Raw genomic sequence first — 19567 nt, forward strand, 5'->3', positions numbered from 1 at the left:
CTATACCTTTGCTCCGGCCTTAGTGGGTACCGATACTTTTACCGGTTCCTTAAACAGATCACCTGGCGAAAACGTAGGAACATATGCGATCAACCAGGGTACGCTTGCACTGAATGGTAACTATACTTTAACTTATGTAGGTGCTGATTTAACGATCGGTGCAAAAACGGTGACGGTAACAGCTGCCGCGAAAAGCAAAACCTATGGTGATGCTGATCCTGCACTGACCTATACCTTTGCTCCGGCACTTCAAACCGGCGATAGCTTCTCCGGAAGTTTAACCCGTTTGCCAGGCGAAAATGTAGGTTCGTATGCAATTAACAAGGGAACACTCGCATTAAATAGTAATTATAATATTACTTATGTTGGTGCCAATCTGTCCATTACTAAATCTGTACTCACTGTTACGGCAAGCAATGCGGTAATGTGTCAGTCAGATGGTTTCCCAACCTTTGGCGTAACTTATACTGGTTTTAAAGCAGGAGATACTGAAAGTTCATTGAGTACAAAACCAGTTGTCAGCACTACAGCCAATAGAAATACAGCCGGTAATTATGTACTTGTGCCATCTGGTGGTTTATCAAACAACTATAGTTTTGTATATGTAAACGGTACATTAACAATCAATGCTGTTCCATCGGTAAGTATTGTGAGCAATAAAGGTGCTGAAATCAGTAAGGGCGAAACAGCAGTATTAACGGCCAGCGGTGGCACTACTTACAGCTGGTTTAGCGCTAGTGGGATGATCAGTGGACAGAATATGGCTTCTCTTACCGTTCGTCCGGCTCAAACTACCACGTATACCGTTCAGGTTACCAATGCCACTGGTTGTAACAGTTCAGCGTCGATCACCATTAAGGTAACTGAAGATTATAAACTGGTTGCAAATAATATCTTAACGCCAGATGGAGATGGTATAAATGATACCTGGATTGTGCAGAACATTGATATGTATCCGAATAATGAAGTCAGGATATTTGATCGCAACGGCAGGGAAATGTATAGTAAAAAAACGTATGATAACAGCTGGAACGGAACCATCGGAGGTAATAACCTTGCTGAAGGTACCTACTATTACATCATTACCTATGGCCCAAATAAACTAGTACAAAAGGGATTTATCACGATTATCAGAAACCGTTAAGAAAATGAAAAGGATGAAAACAACAATAATGATAATGGCTGCTCTGATCGGTTTTTCAAAAGTAAAAGCGCAGACTAGTCCATTATTAAACCAATATTTTAACAATACTTATCTTGCTAACCCGGCCATGGCCGGGCTGGCAGAAGGTGCAACTGCAGATCTCACCTTCCGTTCACAGTGGAATAATATTCCTGGCGCCCCTATCGTACAAAATCTCAGCGCCACTTATGGCTGGGAAAGAGTAGGTGTGGGATTAAATATGAATCTGGATAAAGCAGGCTTGCAAAGGCAAACGCGAATCCTGGCAAGTTATGCTTATCATCTTCCACTTAATGAGTCGGCTAAACTGAATTTTGGTTTGTCTGCAGGGTTTATGAATCAACGGGTTGATATGCAGGATCTCATCGGAAATCCAAATGATCCACAGGTTGGAGCTTATAATAGCGACCATAAAACTTATTTTGATGGTGATTTCGGTATCGGGATAACCTCACAAAGTTTTAATGTAGATTTTGCATTGGTGAACCTTAAAAATTATTTCAAAAAAGATAATTTTAAACTGATTAACACGCCGGTTATTTATGCCTCTACCGGGTATATCTTTCATCTTGGTGAAAACTTGCTCCAGCCAAAGGTTGCCTATCGGTCCTTTACAGATATAGCTGACATTGTTGATGTTGGTGCACAATTTGGTGTTGCCAATCAACAGGTATTATTCACTGCAATGTACCACACCAGCAAGGCTGCAAGTTTTGGTGTTGGATTACATTACAAAAAGAAATACAACATTAATACGGCATATACCACGCAAACCGGTGCCTTAAGTGGTTATACTGCTGGGAGTTTCGAGATTAATCTTGGTATCAATTGGTAAAACACCCAAATTACCCGATTAGTTACCAAGGGTTAACATATTGATACTATAAACTTAAATTTACAATGGTCACAGCATAAGCGGTGGCCATTTTTATTTCAGTCAGTACAGTTGCTTTTTAAAAATCAAATTCTTTTCGTGTATCAACAATTGTGACTAAACTTAGCAGTCTATAAATTCTAAAAAACAGTCGGTAAAATCAATACGCTGAAATGTTAGCCCTATAAACTTATTTATTTTCCGATTTAAAAGCACTTATGTAAATGAAGGTAAGAAGTATTTATAGTCAGGATGGAATTTATTTTTCAAAACAAATTTGATTTGGCTAAGGTTATCTACAGTAATAATATCAGATCCAGTTGATTTTTAAACGGATCATCATGTGTAACTGATTATTTTTAAAAGGATGTCATCATCACTTTGTTTTTCTGTCAAAACTTGTAAATTGCAGTAGTTAAGGGAAACAATTTGTCAGGTCATACCAGCAGAAAAATCCTTACACTAAACCGACAAAGTTTGAATGCTGATAGCGTACTCCATTTGAAAGTACTTTTAAAACCATTTAAACAGATATTACGTAGATACTTATCAGAATAAGCCTGTTAAAGGCAACAGTAATCTTACACAAATTATTGGGTTCTCAGCAGTATTAAACACTGTTTATCTACCCACATGGCGCAATTGTTGATAAAATAAAAAAAACAGTACCCTCTTTTTATAATTATTTTATAGTTTAGGGACGTAGCTGTTAAGAAAGGTATTATGGAAGCAAAATTTTCACCGCAGGTTAAAGATGTAATCTCTTTTAGTAGGGAGGAAGCGCTCCGTTTAGGGCATGATTACATCGGAACCGAGCATTTATTATTGGGCCTCATCCGCGAAGGCGATGGCATGGCTATCAAAATTTTAAGGTCATTAGGAGTTGATACAGGTAAATTGCGCCGTTCAATTGAAGATGCTGTTCGCGGTACTTCGAGCGTTACTGTTAATTTAGGTAACATCCCTTTAACAAAACAGGCAGAAAAAGTTTTAAAAATTACTTACTTAGAAGCTAAGATATTTAAAAGCGATTTAATTGGCACCGAGCATTTATTGTTGTCGGTTTTGAGAGATGACGACAATATCGCCTCTCAAATTTTACTGCAATATGGAGTTACTTATGATGTCTTTAAACAGGAAGTTGAAGTAAATAAAAATGGCTTCAGGGATGATATTTCAAACAGCGCCTCAACAGGTGGTGATGATGATTATCGTGAAGAAGAAAGCTTCAGTACACCTAAAAAAGTTTCAGACATCAAATCTAAAACACCGGTTCTTGATAATTTCGGTCGTGACCTCACAAAGGCTGCAGAAGAAGGCCGGTTGGATCCAATCGTAGGTCGCGAAAAAGAAATTGAACGTGTATCTCAGATTTTATCCCGTAGAAAAAAGAACAATCCAATTTTAATCGGAGAGCCTGGCGTGGGTAAATCAGCTATTGCCGAAGGTTTAGCTTTACGTATTGTTCAGCGGAAAGTTTCACGTGTGCTTTTTGGCAAGCGTGTTGTTACTTTAGATTTGGCCTCTTTGGTGGCAGGTACAAAATACCGCGGCCAGTTTGAAGAGCGGATGAAAGCCGTCATGAATGAGCTGGAGAAATCTACCGATGTGATTCTGTTTATTGATGAGATTCATACCATTGTAGGTGCCGGTGGTGCATCAGGTTCACTTGATGCCTCAAATATGTTTAAGCCGGCATTGGCCAGGGGTGAAATTCAATGTATTGGTGCTACTACTTTAGACGAGTACCGTCAGTATATTGAGAAAGATGGTGCCTTAGACCGTCGTTTCCAGAAGGTAATGGTTGAACCGGCTACACCAGATGAAACAGTAGAAATTTTAACCCGGATTAAAGATAAATACGAGGAGCATCATGGCGTAACTTATACTGATGAAGCTATCCAGGCTTGTGTAACTTTAACTTCACGTTACATTTCTGATCGTTTTCTGCCTGATAAAGCAATTGATGCTTTAGATGAAGCTGGTTCAAGAGTACACCTGACGAACATTCATGTACCGCAGAACATTATTGATGTCGAGGCTAAAATAGAAGATATTAAGCTGGAGAAAAATAAGGTTGTCCGCAGTCAGAAATATGAAGAAGCTGCAAAACTCCGTGATACGGAGAAAAATTTAATTGAAGAATTAGATAAAGCGAAAGCAGAGTGGGAGGCAGAAACCAAAACCAAACGCTATGAAGTTTCTGAAGATAACGTAGCAGAGGTCGTGGCCATGATGACGGGCATTCCGGTTCAGCGTGTGGGCCAGACGGATAGTCAGAAACTGTTGAACATGTATGATAAAGTGGCCGAGAAAATTATCGGTCAGGATGATGCGATTAAGAAATTAACCAAAGCCATCCAGCGTACCAGAGCAGGATTAAAAGATCCGAAGAAACCAATTGGTTCATTCATTTTCTTAGGCCCTACCGGTGTTGGTAAAACAGAATTGGCAAAAGAACTGGCTCGTTTTATGTTTGATAGTGATGATTCACTGATTCAAATTGACATGAGTGAATATATGGAGAAATTTGCTGTCTCACGTTTAGTGGGTGCGCCTCCGGGATATGTAGGTTATGAAGAAGGTGGACAGTTAACGGAAAAAGTAAGAAGGAAACCTTATGCCGTTATTTTGCTGGATGAGATAGAAAAAGCACATCCTGATGTATTTAATATCCTTTTACAGGTTTTAGATGAAGGTCAGTTAACTGATAGCTTAGGTCGTAAAGTTGATTTTAGAAATACAATCATCATCATGACCTCAAACATTGGTGCCCGTCAGTTGAAAGATTTTGGGCAGGGTGTTGGTTTCTCTACTTCAGCAAAAACGAACCAGGCGGAATCTCATAGTCGTGGGGTGATTGAAAGTGCTTTAAAACGTGCCTTTGCACCAGAGTTTTTAAACCGTGTAGATGATGTTGTGGTGTTTAACAGTTTAGGTAAAGATGAAATCTTCAGGATTATTGATATTGAACTAAAAGCTTTATTTGGCAGGGTTCATACTTTAGGATACGAGATTGCTTTAACTGAAAATGCAAAGGATTATATAGCCGATAAAGGTTTTGACAGTAATTTTGGTGCCCGTCCATTGAAACGTGCAATTCAGAAATACCTGGAAGATCCGATTGCAGAAGAAATTCTGAAAGGTGAATTATCTGAAGGTGATGTGCTGGAAATCGATTATGATAAAACTACAGAACTGATTTCAGTCAATCATAAGAAAGGTGAAAAGAAAAAAGAAGAGCCAAAAAAAGAAGAAGATTCTTCAAATAAATAATTTAAACTCCCGATGGAAATCGGGAGTTTTTTTTGCTTTATGTGCAGGTAAACAGCGATTTGTGGAATGAATACAATTGTCCGTTATTGCTGATTTAATTTTATAGCTTTCTTTCCAGAATAAAAAATAACTCTCCGAACATTAAATGATATAGTCAATCATATTTTAGTTTCAATAGCGAGTAATACTGTAGCATTACCTTGTCATTCATTTTTATATTCTGAGCTGATAACCGATATATTTAATTCGTGAAGAGGTGATTGATGATGTTTGTTGATCTATATCAATATAAATAATTAAAATATATAAACAATGTGTATTTCTGGTCATACAAAATGCATTGATATATATAATTTTTATTTTATATTTGCGTCATGAGAACCACTTTCGCTCTTTTGCTCATATCTTTATTAGGTATTTCAACACACATTCAGGCACAAACTAGCCTAACAGTTAATAATAGCTTCATTTCAATTCAAAAACTCGCTGATACCCGTATTAATTTTAATAAAACACTCATCAAATCGCGTCATATTCAAGCTGCAAGTCTACCCCAATCAAAATATATTTTTAATCATCCAGGTTTATACAGGGTGAATATAGAGGGTTTAAACTTTGTTGTAAAAAACAATGCAATTATTGCGATAGAGGAATTTATTTTATCAAAAGCGGCATTAAATATGATTAATGATCGTCTGATGGTATTGGATAAAATGCAATATGCTTATAGTGAAAGTTCAAATCAGGGATATTTGGATGGTGAAAAAAATACTTCTTTGGCCTTTAACAATGATCGCCAGTTTTTCTCTGTATTAAAAAACCTGAAAGATACCCTTAAAGAGATCAGTAAAATGGCTAATGATCATCAAAATACAGCATCTGTTGAACTGAGTCTGGCGAAATGGAAACAACCAAAAATCGACTGGGAATTTTACTGTCAGATTGTGGAAAGAGAAACAAAATCTCAGTTAAGTAAATAATTTTCAGTGAAGAACTGAAGCGTAGATTTTAACAATATTCAGGGATAAATTTAGAACTTTCATTTCCTTTAGTTAAGCTGCATCAATTCTTTTAAAGCCTGATAATACCTTTCATAGTTTTGAGGATCTGTATTTAGGAATAAAAAGGGTTCAATCAATTCCAGTTCCATCAGCAGAAATTTACCGCTCACAAAAGTTCCATCAACCCGGGCATAAAGACAATTTTTGGCAAAGCGTTTTACATACGCTGCTGCAATAGCAATTAAGGCCTCGTCAGGGTTTTGAGGATAAACCGATCCACCGTGCGATGGCTGTACCCTGAAATCACCTGTTTTAGCTTTTTTGATTAAACTATGGCTGTACAGGCCGTTAAAGAAAATAAATGACCATTCACCATTATCAACAATCTCCTGCAAAAAAGGCTGAACAATAAAGTTTTCGTTTTGAATCAATCTGTTGAGTGTTTCATTAATTTCCATAACATTATCTTCCGTAACCTTGAATGTGTTTTTTGCACCACCACTTATGCAGGGCTTTACAATCAACTTCTTTGTTTTAAAAATCTGGAAAAAATCCGCCAGTTTCAACACTGTATTTTTATCTAAGTAAATACCAGGGGTAGTGCTCAATCCTACTTCTTCTATTTCTTTTAGGTATGTTTTATCCATATTCCACCGCACAATGTCAATGGGGTTAAGCAATCTGACCTTCTTATCTTCCAGATGGTTGAGCCAGGTATGAAAATCATCAACTAAATCAAAATAATCCCAGGGCGATTTAAGTATTGCCAATTGATAGTTTTCCCAGTTTACTTCCGGATCATTCCAGATTACCAGCTCTATATTTAACCTCTTCGCTTTTAGAAAGGTTAAAAGACGGTCATCTTCACTTTCAACGGTTTGACTATCATATGCCCCTTTATCCTGATAGGTTACTAATGCTATATTCATTTTCAAAACTAAATTTATATCCTTACACGACCAAAAAAATTAAAATAAAGACATCTGATCACTGGGTACTTTAAATAAAGAATGATCAAGAATAATTTCGTTTGTATTGAGACCGTTTAGCCTGCAATGTAACTTGAAATTGTCTTTGATCATTTTTGCAATGTTTCCCTCTCCCCGCATCCGATCACCAAATCTGCTGTCATTTACATTACCACCGTGGCAACTTTGTATCATGTGCCAGACTTTATCAAAGCGGTCAGGAAAATTTTTATGCAGCCAATCTTCAAATATTTGCCCAATGGCTCCGTTTAATCGTACAATTGTATAACCCGCTTTAACTGCACCTGCGTCTGCAACAGATTTTAATATTTTTGGAATCTCATGATCGCTTAATCCCGGAACAAGTGGAGCAACCATAACACCTACAGGTATTCCGGCTTTGCTGAGCTGATCAACCACTTTTAAACGCTGCTTTGCCGTAGTGGTTCTGGGTTCCATTAGCTGGCGTAAAGTTTCATTGAGGCTATTAATCGAAACATAAACCATGCACAAATTTTGTCTGGCCATTTCCTGCAAAATATCCAGATCCCTTAAAATCAATGCATTTTTAGTGATCATACCAATGGGTTGCTTATATTCCAGTGCGATTTCCAGCAATTGCCTGGTGAGTTTAAATTTGCGTTCGGCAGGTTGATAGCAATCTGTATTTCCAGATAAGGATATGGTAGCGGCATCCCATCCTTTCTTTTCTAAAAATTTTTTAAAGAGGGTGGGCGCATCTTTTTTAACAATAATTTTCCGCTCAAAGTCCAGTCCGGCACTGTAACCCCAGTATTGATGAGAATTACGGGCATAGCAATAGGTACAGCCATGCTCACAGCCCTGGTAGGGGTTTAGTGAATAGGCCATCCCAACATCCGGACTATCTACTTTGTTCACAATGGTTTTAGAATTTTCAAAAACGAAGGTAGTTTTACGATCGGTTTCTTCCCAATCATCAATTCCTTCATCATGTTCCTTCACATAAACATCTTTTAAAAATTTGTTATGTGGATTAAGCTGGGCACCCCGCCCCCTGAAATATTGTTTTTCTTCCTCGTCAGACATAAGTATAAAATTACTAATATTTTTAGTAATTAAGCTCGATGTTGAAAAGATGTTAATTTTTATTATTCTTTTTTAGGAAGGGGAATATAATCCATTGGCACCATGTCAGCGACTTTTTCATAGGCCCAATAACCTTCATAAAGTAGCGAGCGGGAGTCGTAAATGCCTCCATTTTCATAAAAACGTACGCCTTCACTCATTAGGTTGGCCACTGAAATTTCATTTTCAGGTACATCAAGAGGTCTGAAAATCCAAAAACCGGTTTTAGAATAAGCCAATGATTCCTTTTCTTTCGTGTACTGGATCAGTAAGGCATCTGTATAGCTGATGTATTTCAGGTTTTCATTAAAAGGATGTACTAAAGTGTCAGTAAGTACTTCAGCCCTTGAAAATTTATCGATTGTTTTGGGCATTTCTTTTTGTTTGGTCCAGAAAGAAAGTAAAGCCGTATCTATTTTACCTGCTGTTTTTCTGATCCCGGTTTTTTCGGGAAGTGTTTTTATTTTTTCCAGGTTGGTATTAATTACATATTCAGGATAACGGTTCGGATTAGGTATTTTAATCATTTTATTAATGATAAAACCCTCTTCCCTGGTTTTATTCGCATAGAGCGACCTGAAAAAATGCTGTGATGATCCGTAATAAGCAATTTCTCTGGCGGCAATATATTTCTTCTTCTTTGCTGCCGAGGCTTTTAACTCTTCAAAAAATGGGTGGCCGGAATAGTAAATAATGCGTGTTCTGGAGTTGTATTCAAAATGGTCAAGCATGTATTTTAACCGGTAGCCTAACGCTTTATTCTCCACCACCAGAAATTCGGTTGTGGAGACGGTTAATGTACTTTTGGTAATATCGAAATCTACATTTAAGACCTGAGGATTTAGTATTTTGCATTGCAGCGCGTTAGGCGTTTTGCCGATAAAAAATTCCTTGAACTGGTTAATGTATTTTTGCCGGTTAGGATCAGCGCGAACTACAACTTCATCCAGCTGCGCCACATTTTCCTTTAACACGAGATCAACCACAACTGATTTATCGGAAACAATTACACTTTTTGAGTAGGGGAGGTAACCTACAATTTGTACAAGTAAATCATAACTTCCAGGCTTTAAGTTTGAAAGTTTAAATTTCCCATCATTATCCGCAACGGTAGCAATTTTGTAGCCACTCAAATAAATACTTGCACCAGGCAATCCGTCTTTATTGTCTCTCACGGTCCCGCTAATGGTAAATGTATTCTGAGCAATGACATGAGTACCTATGATGATGAAAACCAGCGATGCCAAAAGGCTTTTAATCATAAGTGCGAATGTAACCAAAAGCAATAATATTCTGATTGCAAGTGAATGATTTTAACAAATTTAACGCGTGCTATTATCTCCATTTAAGGGCATGTAATCCATTGGTACACTGTCTGCAATTTTTTCCCATGCCCAGTATCCAGAAAACAGCATACTTCTGGGATTGTAGATTCCGCCATTTTCATAAAAATAAACCGGACTTACCTGTAAAGTGATGGATGATGCCTGATGATTTTTCATATCGGGTGGCCTGGATAAAGACATGCCAATAGCATTGCTAAATGAGAGATCCTCCTTTTCCCTGGTATAAGATATAAATAGCTTATCTGTAAAGTTAATTTTTCTGATATTGGCATTTACCTTTTTAACCAACGTATCTTCCACTACTGCAGCTCTGTTTAGTATTGCAATTTCAGCTGGCAGATTTTTCTTTCTTATCCAATAATTCAATGAATCATCTTTATTGAGATCAATGGTACCTGAATGGATGCTTTTTTTAGATAGTCGCCTGATATTTGCCTGGATCATACTGTCGGATGGTTTCTCAGGATTGGACCTTAATATTAATTTATTAATCGTGAAGCCTTCAATAGCCGCTTTCTTTTGGTAAAGGGATTTAAAAAAGTGTTGTGGCGAACCCCTGTAGGCGATTAAGCGTTTCTTTTCCCAATTTCTTTTCTGTCGCGAAGAGCCTTTTAAATCATCATAATATGGAAAACCCTCATAATAAATGATATTGGATTTATAGTCAAACTGAAACAGGTTGAGCAGGTATTTAATCTGATAACCCAGTGCTTTATTCTCTATGATCAGAAACTGATTGGTTTTTACGGTTAATCTGGAATGTTCTTTTTCATAATCAATCATTAATACATTGGGATTAATAAGCTTACATTTTTTGGCATTTGGTGTGGTTCCAATAAAAAAATCTTTAAATATGTTGAGGTAATGTTCACGGTTTGGATCAGGTTTAATGGTTACTTCAGCGAGTTGCGTTACGCTTTCTTCCAAAGTGAAAGTGGTATTAATGGATTGATCTGCGATGATTACATTTTTACGCAGTGATTTATAACCAATCAGTTGCACCAGGATATCATAATTTCCGGGATTTAAACGCATTGTAAACTTCCCTTCCGGATTGGAAACGGTGGCCATCTTATAACCACTCACATAAATGCCAGCTCCCGGCAGTGCTTCACCATGCCGGTCTTTAACCATACCGGTTAAATTAAACTGCTGAGCAGTGCAGGTAAAAATAAAAATATGTAGAAAAAAGAAAACGCAAAACCATTTCATCTTTAAAACTAATATTTTAGTTTTAAAATTGCAAATGCCATTATTATTTTATCAGGCTAACAATTCTTTTGCATTTTCGATGGCAGAAGATCCCGGATTTTTACCGCTTAACATTTCAGCAATAATACCAATCCTTTCGTCTTGTTTTAATTTTCTGATTCCGGTAGTGGTTTTTCCTTTCTCATCATTTTTATAAACAAAATAATGAGAGTGGCCTTTTGCCGCAATTTGAGGTAAATGGGTGATGGAAATCACCTGCATGTTTTCACCTAGAACCGATATCACTTCGCCAACCTTTAAAGCTGTTTCACCCGAAATCCCGGTATCAATCTCATCAAAAATGATGGTTGGTAAGGAAGTGTGTTTGGCCAGTAAAGTTTTTATGGCGAGCATGAGGCGCGAAAGCTCACCGCCTGATGCTACTTTATTAACAGGAGCAGGTGCTTGTCCGGCATTGGCACTAAACAATAAATGAATTTCATCCAGGCCATCCTTATTTAATTCAGTCAGTTTATTTTGATCCAGTACCAATTTTGCATTCGGCATACCCACTTTTCTTAGTGTATTACTGGTTTCCTGTTCTACCACTTTAATGGCCTTTTTACGGTTGGTACCAAGCTGTTCAGCCAGCTTTTGTAATTCCTTTTTTAAGGCGTCGATCTCTTTTTGTAAGCTTTCAATGTTTTCATCTGAAGAAAGCAGCTGGTTAAGGTTTATTTCCAGCCGTGCTTGTATTTCCAACAATTCCGTATTACCAGCTACCCTGTGTTTCTGCTGTAAAGCATAAAACAGGTCTAACCGCTGCTGAACAATTTCCAGGCGATCTGCACTATGTAAGGTATTTTCCTCTATGCTGGAAAGCTCCTGCGCAATATCTTTAACTTCAATAATGGATGAGCGTAAGCGTTCAAAAAGTACATTAATGGCCGGATCAAATTTTTCAATGGCCTGTAATTGTAGTGATGCTTCTTTCAGCATTTGCAATCCTGAGGGTTCAACTTCATTCAATAATCCTGCTGAAGTGAGTAAAGCCCTTTTAATAGTCTCTGCGTGCGTTAAACGCTCCAGCTCCAGTTCCAGTTCTTCCTGTTCTCCCTCTTTAATGCCGGCCTGCTCCAGTTCATTAAATAAAAATTGTTCGTAATCTTGCCTGCTTCTGGCTTCAGTGGCGTCACTGATCAGTTTTTGTAACCGATTATTTTCCTGTTTTAGTCGTTTAAATCCGGTGCGGTACTCAAATAACACCGTTTGATGGTTGGCTAGTGCATCAACAATCAACAATTGAAAGTCTGCATTATTGATCTCTTGTGTCGCATGCTGAGAATGAATATCAATCAGCCTTTCGCCGATTTGTTTTAATATAGAAAGGTTAACTGGCGTGTCATTAATAAACGACCTGGTTTTTCCATCGATGGATATCTCCCGGCGAAGGATGGTTTCATTTGCAAAATCAAGATCATTTTCTTCGAAAACTTCAAGCAATTTTTGATCAGCCAGGAGAAAATTTCCTTCTATAACACATTTTTTATCCTGGCTAAAGAAATATTTACTTTCAGCCCTTTGACCCAGAATAAGTGAAAGTGCGCCGAGTATAATGGATTTTCCGGCACCGGTTTCTCCTGTGATAATATTTAAGCCTTTATCAAATTCAATATCAAGACTATCAATTAATGCGTAATTACGTATAGAAATTTTTTGTAGCATAACTACAGCGAAAATACTAAAAAGTTATTTCAAGCAAGCCATTCCAAACAAAAACAGCGAAGATTATTCTTCGCTGTTTTGCCATTGTTTGTTTGGTTAGTTGGTTTTAGATTTTTCTGTTTTTTCCTTTTCTATTTTCGCTTTCAATTCCTTAACCTCTCTATCAAATTTTTCTTTCAACTTTTTATATTCTTCAGTCTGTTTTACTTTATTATTGGTTTGATCATCTAAATAATATACGGAACCATTTGTAATTATCATGCTCCGGCCTTTGGTTAATGAATCAGCATTGATGCCTGGTAATTTGGAGAATCTTTTGGCATCCGGATATTTTGTCTGGTCCAGATCAGTCTCCATCCTGAATACACTGGTATTCATTTTAGCTGCCATATCTTCTCCCATTTTTCGCCACTTTTCTTGTGCTTCAGGTGATCCATATTCCTTTGCAATATCTTCACCAAATTTTTTCCACTTTGCCTGCTCCTCCGGAGAGTTCATTTTAAGGGACATTTCTTCTCCCATTTTTTTCCACTTTGCCTGCGCCTCAGGCGATCCATATTCTTTGCGTACATCTTCTGCAAATTTTCTCCATTTTGCCTGTTCTTCAGGAGAATTCATTTTCTTTTGCATATCATCACCCATCTTTTTCCATTTAGCTTTTGCCTGTGGAGAATTGTATTCACGGGCGATATCATCTCCAAATTTTCTCCACTTTTTCTGTGCTTCAGGGGATTGAAATTCTTTATATAATTTCGCTTTAAAAGTAGAATCTCCGTAAGTAAATGTGCTATCTCTGTTTAAGCTGATTAAATTTCTAACTCCTGCAAATTCATCGGCATAGATGCTTTTTTTCAGACTATCAGGTACCTCTTTTATTGAATTATATTCAGTTCTTTTTCCGTTTGCATCAACAGTTACAATTTTTATTTTACGCTTTTTGGTAGTATCCTGAGGCATTGTAATGCTTTCTATAGCCTTATTTAGGCTAGCCATTTGCGTTTTTAGTGCTTTGTTAATTTCTTTCTTTTTTTCGCTCGGATTAATCCATGCGATGGAGAACAGGCAGGCAACGCCCAGTGTTAAAGCTGCCATTTGCTGTTTAGCATTCAAATAATTTGTTTTCATGTTGGTGATTCTTTTAATGCGTTGATACAAATTCTGTGTTTTGCCGGTGGCTGCTAAAGCATAAGCCGGGCTTTTATTATCTTTCAGTAATTCAAGTTTAAGTAGGGCATGAGCATAATTTAAGGGTTTACCAGTGATCTTCACTACCAAATCATCGCAGGCGTGTTCGCGTTCAATATGAATAAATCTTCCGGCCATCCATACAAAAGGGTTATAAAAAAGGAGTGTTTCAATAGCTGTTTTAATCAGGTTGAGTAAAAAATCATTTCTCCTGATATGCGAGAGTTCATGAATTAAGATCGCTTCTACCTGATCATGATCCAGTTGGTTTACCAGTGCAATCGGGAATAATACTACTGGCTTCAAATAGCCGATCACCAGCGGGACATTTACTATTGATGATAAATCAAAGCGGATATCTTTTTTAATGCCCATAGCAGATTTTACACGCTGAAATATCAGCTTCCAATCTTCAGGAATGGCGCTTAAGCATTCCTTTTTTAGTTTTGAAAGCTGATAATAGCCTTTAGCAATAACAAATAGCTGTAAAAGGATCCCAATGATATAAAAGACCACTACAACGGGGAAATACTGCTCTGCCTTACTGCTGAAAGTTTGCGGAAGGTTTTTCAGATATTGATCAAACTGCAACTGTTGAGGCTGAGCCATTGCCAGATTTGTTGTTTTATTCAGCATCAGTTGTTCACCCATATTATAGCTAAACGCAAAAAACATCAAAATTATAGCCGCAAAAGCCAGATTGTGCCTGTGTTTAGATGCCAGTTTTGGTAGTGTCAGCATCACGATGAATAAAATGCCATAAATAATGGCACTTTGCCAGAGTGAGTTTAATATACTCCAGCCCATTGCTTTGATAAATTGTGGTATTAAAGTTTCCATATCAATGGTTTATTTGAACGAATAATGATCTTTACTATAACCTAATTGTTTTCACTAATGACTAATGACTAATGACTAATGACTAATGACTAATGCTTACTTCAGGCTATCCAGGTATTTTTTAATCTCATCAATTTCGTCGGCACTTGTTTTATGATTACCCAAAGCCTGCATGACCAGGCGTGCGGCTGAACCATTAAAAACATTGTCGATCATTTTATTTACCAATTGTTTTTCTGTTTTATCCTGGTTAACCAGTGCTTTATAAATGTGGGTTTTCTGGTTGGTATCTCTTTCTACCAGTCCTTTTTCATGCATGATCTGCATCAGCTTCAGTGTAGTGGTATAGCCGGAATCCTTTTTATTTAATGCTTCATGCACTTCTCTTACTGTTGCCCGACCGTTTTGCCATAGTACCTGAAGGATTTCCATTTCACCTTCGGTAGGTTTGATATTATGAATGCTCATATGTTACAATGGTATACGAATTATTTCGTATTCAAATGTACGAAGATATTCGTATAATGCAAATATTTTTTTAATTGTTAAATTGGTTAATTGCCAAATTGTTTATCTGAAAGGAGAAGTATATAAGCAGAAAGCCATTAGATAGAAATGTGCATTGATGTAAAAGTATTCGTATGTAACCGGTTAATCAGGACATAAGGCGATGGAATATTTGTTCAGTAGGGATCTACTTACCAATTCCGTAGCTTACTCATTCAAAGAATTATTTCTTTAATCCTTCGTACTTGCCGATATTTGCAGGATCTATTTCTGCCAGCATGTTGTAGGCTTTTAAACGCTCCTGCATATTTAATTTGGACAATACATTGGTTACTTCTTCTGCTTTTGATGCAAAGTATACATTGGGAAAAATGGAACCCAGCTTTTGTTTATCCATTTGTTGTAGGGCTGGAAGCGCCGCAACAATTTGGGTGATGCCTTTATCATTATCGGTTAACTGATCCAGACCATTCAGGTGATAGCTGTAAATAAAAGCACGAAGCTCACTGAAAACAGGGTTAAGCACATTTTCATTAAACCAGAAGCGGTTTCTTAACCCATCGGCAGCTTTCCAGCCGGCATTACCGGAGGCCTGCGCCAGGTTAATGATATTCTGGGCTTTCTTGTAATAGGTGGTTCCACCCATTTTAGCAAAACTATCCTTATCTAAACCTATAATAGTATAGGCATAATAGGATAGCAGGGCACTTATATTAGAGATATAATTTTGATCTGAAAAATCGATGGTAGCACCATCATTGTAACTAAAGTCGAAATTTTTATCGCTCATGTTCAGCAGCGTACTGTTATATGAGCTATTAAAAACCGGCCTGCTACTTTGGATTTGTGCTTCAGCAGTATAGCCCGATCCGCCATCCCAGGAGTTAATGGTGATCACAAAGCTGCAGTCGATCCGTTCTGTTGGTTTATAACTCTCCGAACTGAATTTATTGTTATTTAAAAAATCGCGTATGGTTCGCTGAAGTGCATCTACCGTAGGTTTGCTAATGTTGGAAACCTGTGGTGCCAAAATGGTTACCCTGGCATTTAATTCCTGAGCCTGTAGTTTACCAAAGCCTGCCAATAACAATATCCAGAGAATCCTTTTCATTATTTTAAGATTTTTAAAATAGCGGTGCAAATATCCTTGGCAACTGCTGTCTTGGATTTCATCTCAAAAACAGTACGTTCCAATGCTTTATTAAAAATAGTAATTTTATTCGTATCAGATTTAAATCCTGCACCTTTATCATTAAGCGAATTTAACACCACCATGTCAAGGTTTTTCTGCGCTAGTTTTCCTTTGGCATAATTTTCTTCATCATGAGTTTCCAAAGCAAAACCAACTAAAATCTGATTTGCCTTTTTGCTTTTCCCTAAGGTTGCTAAAATATCAACGGTTTTTTCTAATTCCAAAACCAGGCTATCTGCTTGTTTTTTAATTTTCTGATTGGCGATCACTTTTGGACGGTAGTCGGCAACTGCGGCACACATGATGGTAATATCCATTTCTGAAAATATGGAAGTACAGGCATTTAGCATCTCCTGTGCGCTTAAGATATCAATTCTGGTTAAGATTTGATTTTCCTTCTGCGCTGTTGGTCCCGCGATTAAAGTAACCGATGCACCGAGTCTTGCCAGTTCATCTGCCAATGCGAAGCCCATTTTACCGGAGGAATGGTTTCCGATAAAACGAACCGGATCAATAGCTTCATAGGTAGGACCTGCGGTTACCATTACTTTTTTGCCATATAAAGGCATAGAATGTTTAATAGCATGATCCAGGAATGAAATAATTTCTTCAGGTTCAGCCATTCTGCCTGCACCATAGAGCCCGCTCGCCAGTTCTCCATCACCTGGTTCAATGATGAGGTTACCAAAACTTTGGATTTGATGAATATTGGTTTGCGTTGTTTCGTGCTTCCACATGTCTAAATCCATTGCAGGGGCAACATAAACAGGACATTTAGCAGACAGATATACAGCAGTAAGCAGGTTATCGCAAATGCCGGTAGCCAGTTTGGCCAGCGTATTTGCACTAATGGGTGCAATGAGAATTAAATCAGCCCAGAGGCCTAATTCAACATGATTGCTCCAAACACCCGTTTCCTCATCAAAGTACTGGGTATAAACCGGATTTTTAGAAAGTGTGGCAAGGGTAAGTGGCGTAACGAAATTAGCGCCATCAGGAGTCAGAATAACCTTAACGTTTGCGCCAGCTTTTACCAAAAGCCGGACCAGGAATGCCGACTTGTAAGCAGCGATACTACCGCAAACGCCAAGGATTATATTTTTATTTTTAAGCATTGAGCAAAGAATTTAAAGCATAGGGCAGAGGGCGTGTGCACAAAACGCTTTGCTTAAAACTCCATGCACTATACCACTATTACTTTTGTTCTTTAGCAGGATTTCTGTGATAAATTTTATTGTTTAAAAATTCATCTATTGCAACCAAAACCGGTTTAGGCATGCGCTCATAGTGCTTGCTGATTTCAATTTGCTCACGATTTTCAAATATCTCTTCCAGGTTATCATTGCTTGATGCAAATTCTGCTAGTTTACCATGTAACTCTTCTTTAACGTTGTTTGAGATCTGATTGGCTCTTTTTGCAATCACTACTAAAGATTCGTATAAATTATCAGTAGTTTTATCTAGATCGTGTACGTTTCTGGTAACTGTAGTATTTGGTACAGCGGGTTTGTTAGTATTCATGTATGACTTATTTTTTAATATCTGTATTATCTGCGTTAGTTGGTTTTGTAGAAAGGGTATCTTTAACTTTACCCGTTCTGATCAGCATCTGCTTGTATTTTTCCTGATCGGCAGCATATAGGGCAAGCTCTTGTTTCGTGGCTACGATTCCCGCTTCTACATCCGATTTTACGAGTTTAGCATCTTTTATAAATTTACTATCAGGATGATTTTCGGTAAACTCTGTATATAAGGCTAAAGCTTCATTATAGCGGTCTTGCTGACGAATAACATAACTGTTTTTGGCATATAGATATTGCGCCTTAATCATCAGGTAGTCCATTTCCTCAGCATATTTAATATCTGGATAATCACGTTGAGCATTTCTCAAAGCAATAACGGCCGCTCTGTAATTATCTACATTACTCGGCCCTGTTGTTAAATACATTTTAGCATTTTCGAAAGCTTTGTCTTCCAACTTTCCTCTTAAAACTGTGATGTATTTTCCGGCTGCTGCAGCTCTTTCGCTTGTAGGATATAAATTGATAAATAATTGTAAAGCATCAATGGCTTTATAAGTGTTTTCCTGGTCCAAAGAAAAACTTGGTGATTCCAGGTAGTAGCAATATGCACCCATATAGCGGGCTTCTTCTGCATTTTTACTAGCCGGGTAGGTTTCAGCAAAGCTTTTGAACTGATATCTTGCAGTAGTATAATCACTTAATCTATATAAGGTATAGGCGTAATAATAGTTCAGGTCTTCAGCCTCGGCACGGCCACGGTATTTCTGAGAAAGATCCTCAAAAAGTACCAATGCTTTGCTGTAATCTCTTTTATTATATAAGCGAAGCGCCTCCTGATACTTTTTAGCCACATCATTGCTAGCCCTCAATTTCTCAAAACGACTTTTACAGCCCGCAAAGCCCAATGCGGCAACAAATACTAAAATAATTAAGTGTTTAACTTTAAACATTCTGCAAAGATAATTAATAATACGATAACATCAATAAAAACAATTCGCCGCTAAGCTATGCAAAGCAATTCAGTACATATATACAGTTAACAATTTTTAACAAAAGTTTGTCATCTATATTATCATCCGGATACTTAAGACCGCGTGAATTCAAAGTTAGCTCATGCTTGGGTCACTCTCTGCTCGGGTACGATTGTCATAAGCCCGACCAAGCCCCCCTGACTAACTCCCGATTTAATTTGTCGCAAATCATTCACTCAATAAGGATTTTCCTGCTATTTGTATATAATAGAATTGTCGTTGATTTGTGTTATACTGAAATAAGTTTAAACCAGCTACGAATTTTATTAGTGGCCTTGTAGCGTTCATAAGGATATTTCGGCTATATGTAGCAAGCGGGGCTATATATATTATAGCAATTGTATATGGAGTTGTTATTTAATGATAAGCCTTATGAGCCATTATTGTTTACAGTATCCTTTATTTACATCTAGCTTTTATAATAGGATATCGAATCTTCCTTTCCTTTAATAATCACTATTACCTTCTCTATGTTCTCTATACCTCTATGGTTTAATATAACTTGATCCGGTCTTTCTTCCTGAAAACCGCGCTTGCAAACACTCCTGATTTAAAAATGTTTTATTTATTTTAATTTTTTATGGATGATTTACAGTGGGTTATGTTTTTAGGGGAATG

General features: G+C 37.4%; 15 protein-coding genes. 4 read left to right on the forward strand and 11 right to left on the reverse strand.

Annotation, left to right across the window (positions count from 1 at the left end):
* The 4 genes from OQX64_RS22225 to OQX64_RS22240 all read left to right on the forward strand — a co-directional run.
* Window positions 1-1144, forward strand: a 1144-nt coding sequence (locus tag OQX64_RS22225) for an MBG domain-containing protein (protein WP_265820409.1), incomplete at its 5' end; no start/stop codon positions are given.
* A gap of 13 nt (window positions 1145-1157) precedes the next feature.
* Entirely contained in the window at window positions 1158-2018 is an 861-nt protein-coding gene (locus OQX64_RS22230; protein WP_265820410.1) for a PorP/SprF family type IX secretion system membrane protein, read from the forward strand.
* A gap of 762 nt (window positions 2019-2780) precedes the next feature.
* Entirely contained in the window at window positions 2781-5333 is a 2553-nt protein-coding gene (locus tag OQX64_RS22235) for an ATP-dependent Clp protease ATP-binding subunit (protein WP_088303299.1), read from the forward strand.
* 374 nt (window positions 5334-5707) lie between these two features.
* Window positions 5708-6313 carry a hypothetical protein gene (locus OQX64_RS22240; protein WP_265820411.1) on the forward strand — a complete coding sequence of 202 codons (606 nt, stop codon included), beginning with the start codon at window positions 5708-5710 and terminating at the stop codon, window positions 6311-6313.
* 68 nt (window positions 6314-6381) lie between these two features.
* Here OQX64_RS22240 and OQX64_RS22245 read toward each other — a convergent pair whose 3' ends face one another.
* From OQX64_RS22245 to OQX64_RS22295, 11 genes are all read right to left on the reverse strand, one after another.
* Window positions 6382-7263: an ATP-grasp domain-containing protein gene (locus OQX64_RS22245; RefSeq protein ID WP_265820412.1), complete on the reverse strand. Its 882-nt coding sequence runs from the start codon at window positions 7261-7263 to the stop codon at window positions 6382-6384.
* A 39-nt stretch (window positions 7264-7302) separates the two neighbouring features.
* Window positions 7303-8370, reverse strand: a complete 1068-nt coding sequence (locus OQX64_RS22250; protein WP_088303302.1) for a PA0069 family radical SAM protein — start codon at window positions 8368-8370, stop codon at window positions 7303-7305.
* 62 nt (window positions 8371-8432) lie between these two features.
* Entirely contained in the window at window positions 8433-9671 is a 1239-nt protein-coding gene (locus tag OQX64_RS22255) for a carboxypeptidase-like regulatory domain-containing protein (RefSeq protein ID WP_088303303.1), read from the reverse strand.
* 60 nt (window positions 9672-9731) lie between these two features.
* Window positions 9732-10967 carry a carboxypeptidase-like regulatory domain-containing protein gene (locus OQX64_RS22260; RefSeq protein ID WP_265820413.1) on the reverse strand — a complete coding sequence of 412 codons (1236 nt, stop codon included), beginning with the start codon at window positions 10965-10967 and terminating at the stop codon, window positions 9732-9734.
* A 51-nt stretch (window positions 10968-11018) separates the two neighbouring features.
* Window positions 11019-12671: a DNA repair protein RecN gene (recN, locus tag OQX64_RS22265; RefSeq protein WP_265820414.1), complete on the reverse strand. Its 1653-nt coding sequence runs from the start codon at window positions 12669-12671 to the stop codon at window positions 11019-11021.
* Window positions 12672-12767: 96 nt separating this feature from the next.
* A complete protein-coding gene (locus tag OQX64_RS22270) occupies window positions 12768-14696 on the reverse strand; it encodes a M56 family metallopeptidase (RefSeq protein WP_265820415.1) in 1929 nt (642 codons plus the stop codon).
* A gap of 96 nt (window positions 14697-14792) precedes the next feature.
* Entirely contained in the window at window positions 14793-15164 is a 372-nt protein-coding gene (locus OQX64_RS22275) for a BlaI/MecI/CopY family transcriptional regulator (protein ID WP_088303307.1), read from the reverse strand.
* 262 nt (window positions 15165-15426) lie between these two features.
* Window positions 15427-16314: a DUF4835 family protein gene (locus tag OQX64_RS22280; RefSeq protein WP_322974987.1), complete on the reverse strand. Its 888-nt coding sequence runs from the start codon at window positions 16312-16314 to the stop codon at window positions 15427-15429.
* Window positions 16314-17510 carry a bifunctional phosphopantothenoylcysteine decarboxylase/phosphopantothenate--cysteine ligase CoaBC gene (coaBC, locus tag OQX64_RS22285; protein ID WP_265820416.1) on the reverse strand — a complete coding sequence of 399 codons (1197 nt, stop codon included), beginning with the start codon at window positions 17508-17510 and terminating at the stop codon, window positions 16314-16316. The genes OQX64_RS22280 and coaBC overlap by 1 nt, the downstream gene beginning before the upstream one ends.
* Window positions 17511-17589: 79 nt before the next feature.
* A complete protein-coding gene (locus OQX64_RS22290) occupies window positions 17590-17916 on the reverse strand; it encodes a DNA-directed RNA polymerase subunit omega (RefSeq protein WP_088303309.1) in 327 nt (108 codons plus the stop codon).
* A 7-nt stretch (window positions 17917-17923) separates the two neighbouring features.
* A complete protein-coding gene (locus OQX64_RS22295) occupies window positions 17924-18868 on the reverse strand; it encodes an outer membrane protein assembly factor BamD (RefSeq protein WP_088303310.1) in 945 nt (314 codons plus the stop codon).
* Between the last annotated feature and the right edge of the window lie 699 nt (window positions 18869-19567).

Origin of the sequence: Pedobacter sp. GR22-10, assembly GCF_026239715.1 — a bacterium.
GTDB lineage: Bacteria > Bacteroidota > Bacteroidia > Sphingobacteriales > Sphingobacteriaceae > Pedobacter.

Excerpts from the sequence above, each read along its gene's own strand:
- OQX64_RS22230 (WP_265820410.1), top strand. The coding sequence starts at position 1,158 with ATGAAAACAACAATAATGATAATGGCTGCTCTGATCGGTTTTTCAAAA.
- OQX64_RS22235 (WP_088303299.1), top strand. The coding sequence starts at position 2,781 with ATGGAAGCAAAATTTTCACCGCAGGTTAAAGATGTAATCTCTTTTAGT.
- OQX64_RS22240 (WP_265820411.1), top strand. The coding sequence starts at position 5,708 with ATGAGAACCACTTTCGCTCTTTTGCTCATATCTTTATTAGGTATTTCA.
- OQX64_RS22245 (WP_265820412.1), bottom strand. The coding sequence starts at position 7,263 with ATGAATATAGCATTAGTAACCTATCAGGATAAAGGGGCATATGATAGT.
- OQX64_RS22250 (WP_088303302.1), bottom strand. The coding sequence starts at position 8,370 with ATGTCTGACGAGGAAGAAAAACAATATTTCAGGGGGCGGGGTGCCCAG.
- OQX64_RS22255 (WP_088303303.1), bottom strand. The coding sequence starts at position 9,671 with ATGATTAAAAGCCTTTTGGCATCGCTGGTTTTCATCATCATAGGTACT.
- OQX64_RS22260 (WP_265820413.1), bottom strand. The coding sequence starts at position 10,967 with ATGAAATGGTTTTGCGTTTTCTTTTTTCTACATATTTTTATTTTTACC.
- recN (WP_265820414.1), bottom strand. The coding sequence starts at position 12,671 with ATGCTACAAAAAATTTCTATACGTAATTACGCATTAATTGATAGTCTT.
- OQX64_RS22270 (WP_265820415.1), bottom strand. The coding sequence starts at position 14,696 with ATGGAAACTTTAATACCACAATTTATCAAAGCAATGGGCTGGAGTATA.
- OQX64_RS22275 (WP_088303307.1), bottom strand. The coding sequence starts at position 15,164 with ATGAGCATTCATAATATCAAACCTACCGAAGGTGAAATGGAAATCCTT.
- OQX64_RS22280 (WP_322974987.1), bottom strand. The coding sequence starts at position 16,314 with ATGAAAAGGATTCTCTGGATATTGTTATTGGCAGGCTTTGGTAAACTA.
- coaBC (WP_265820416.1), bottom strand. The coding sequence starts at position 17,510 with ATGCTTAAAAATAAAAATATAATCCTTGGCGTTTGCGGTAGTATCGCT.
- OQX64_RS22290 (WP_088303309.1), bottom strand. The coding sequence starts at position 17,916 with ATGAATACTAACAAACCCGCTGTACCAAATACTACAGTTACCAGAAAC.
- OQX64_RS22295 (WP_088303310.1), bottom strand. The coding sequence starts at position 18,868 with ATGTTTAAAGTTAAACACTTAATTATTTTAGTATTTGTTGCCGCATTG.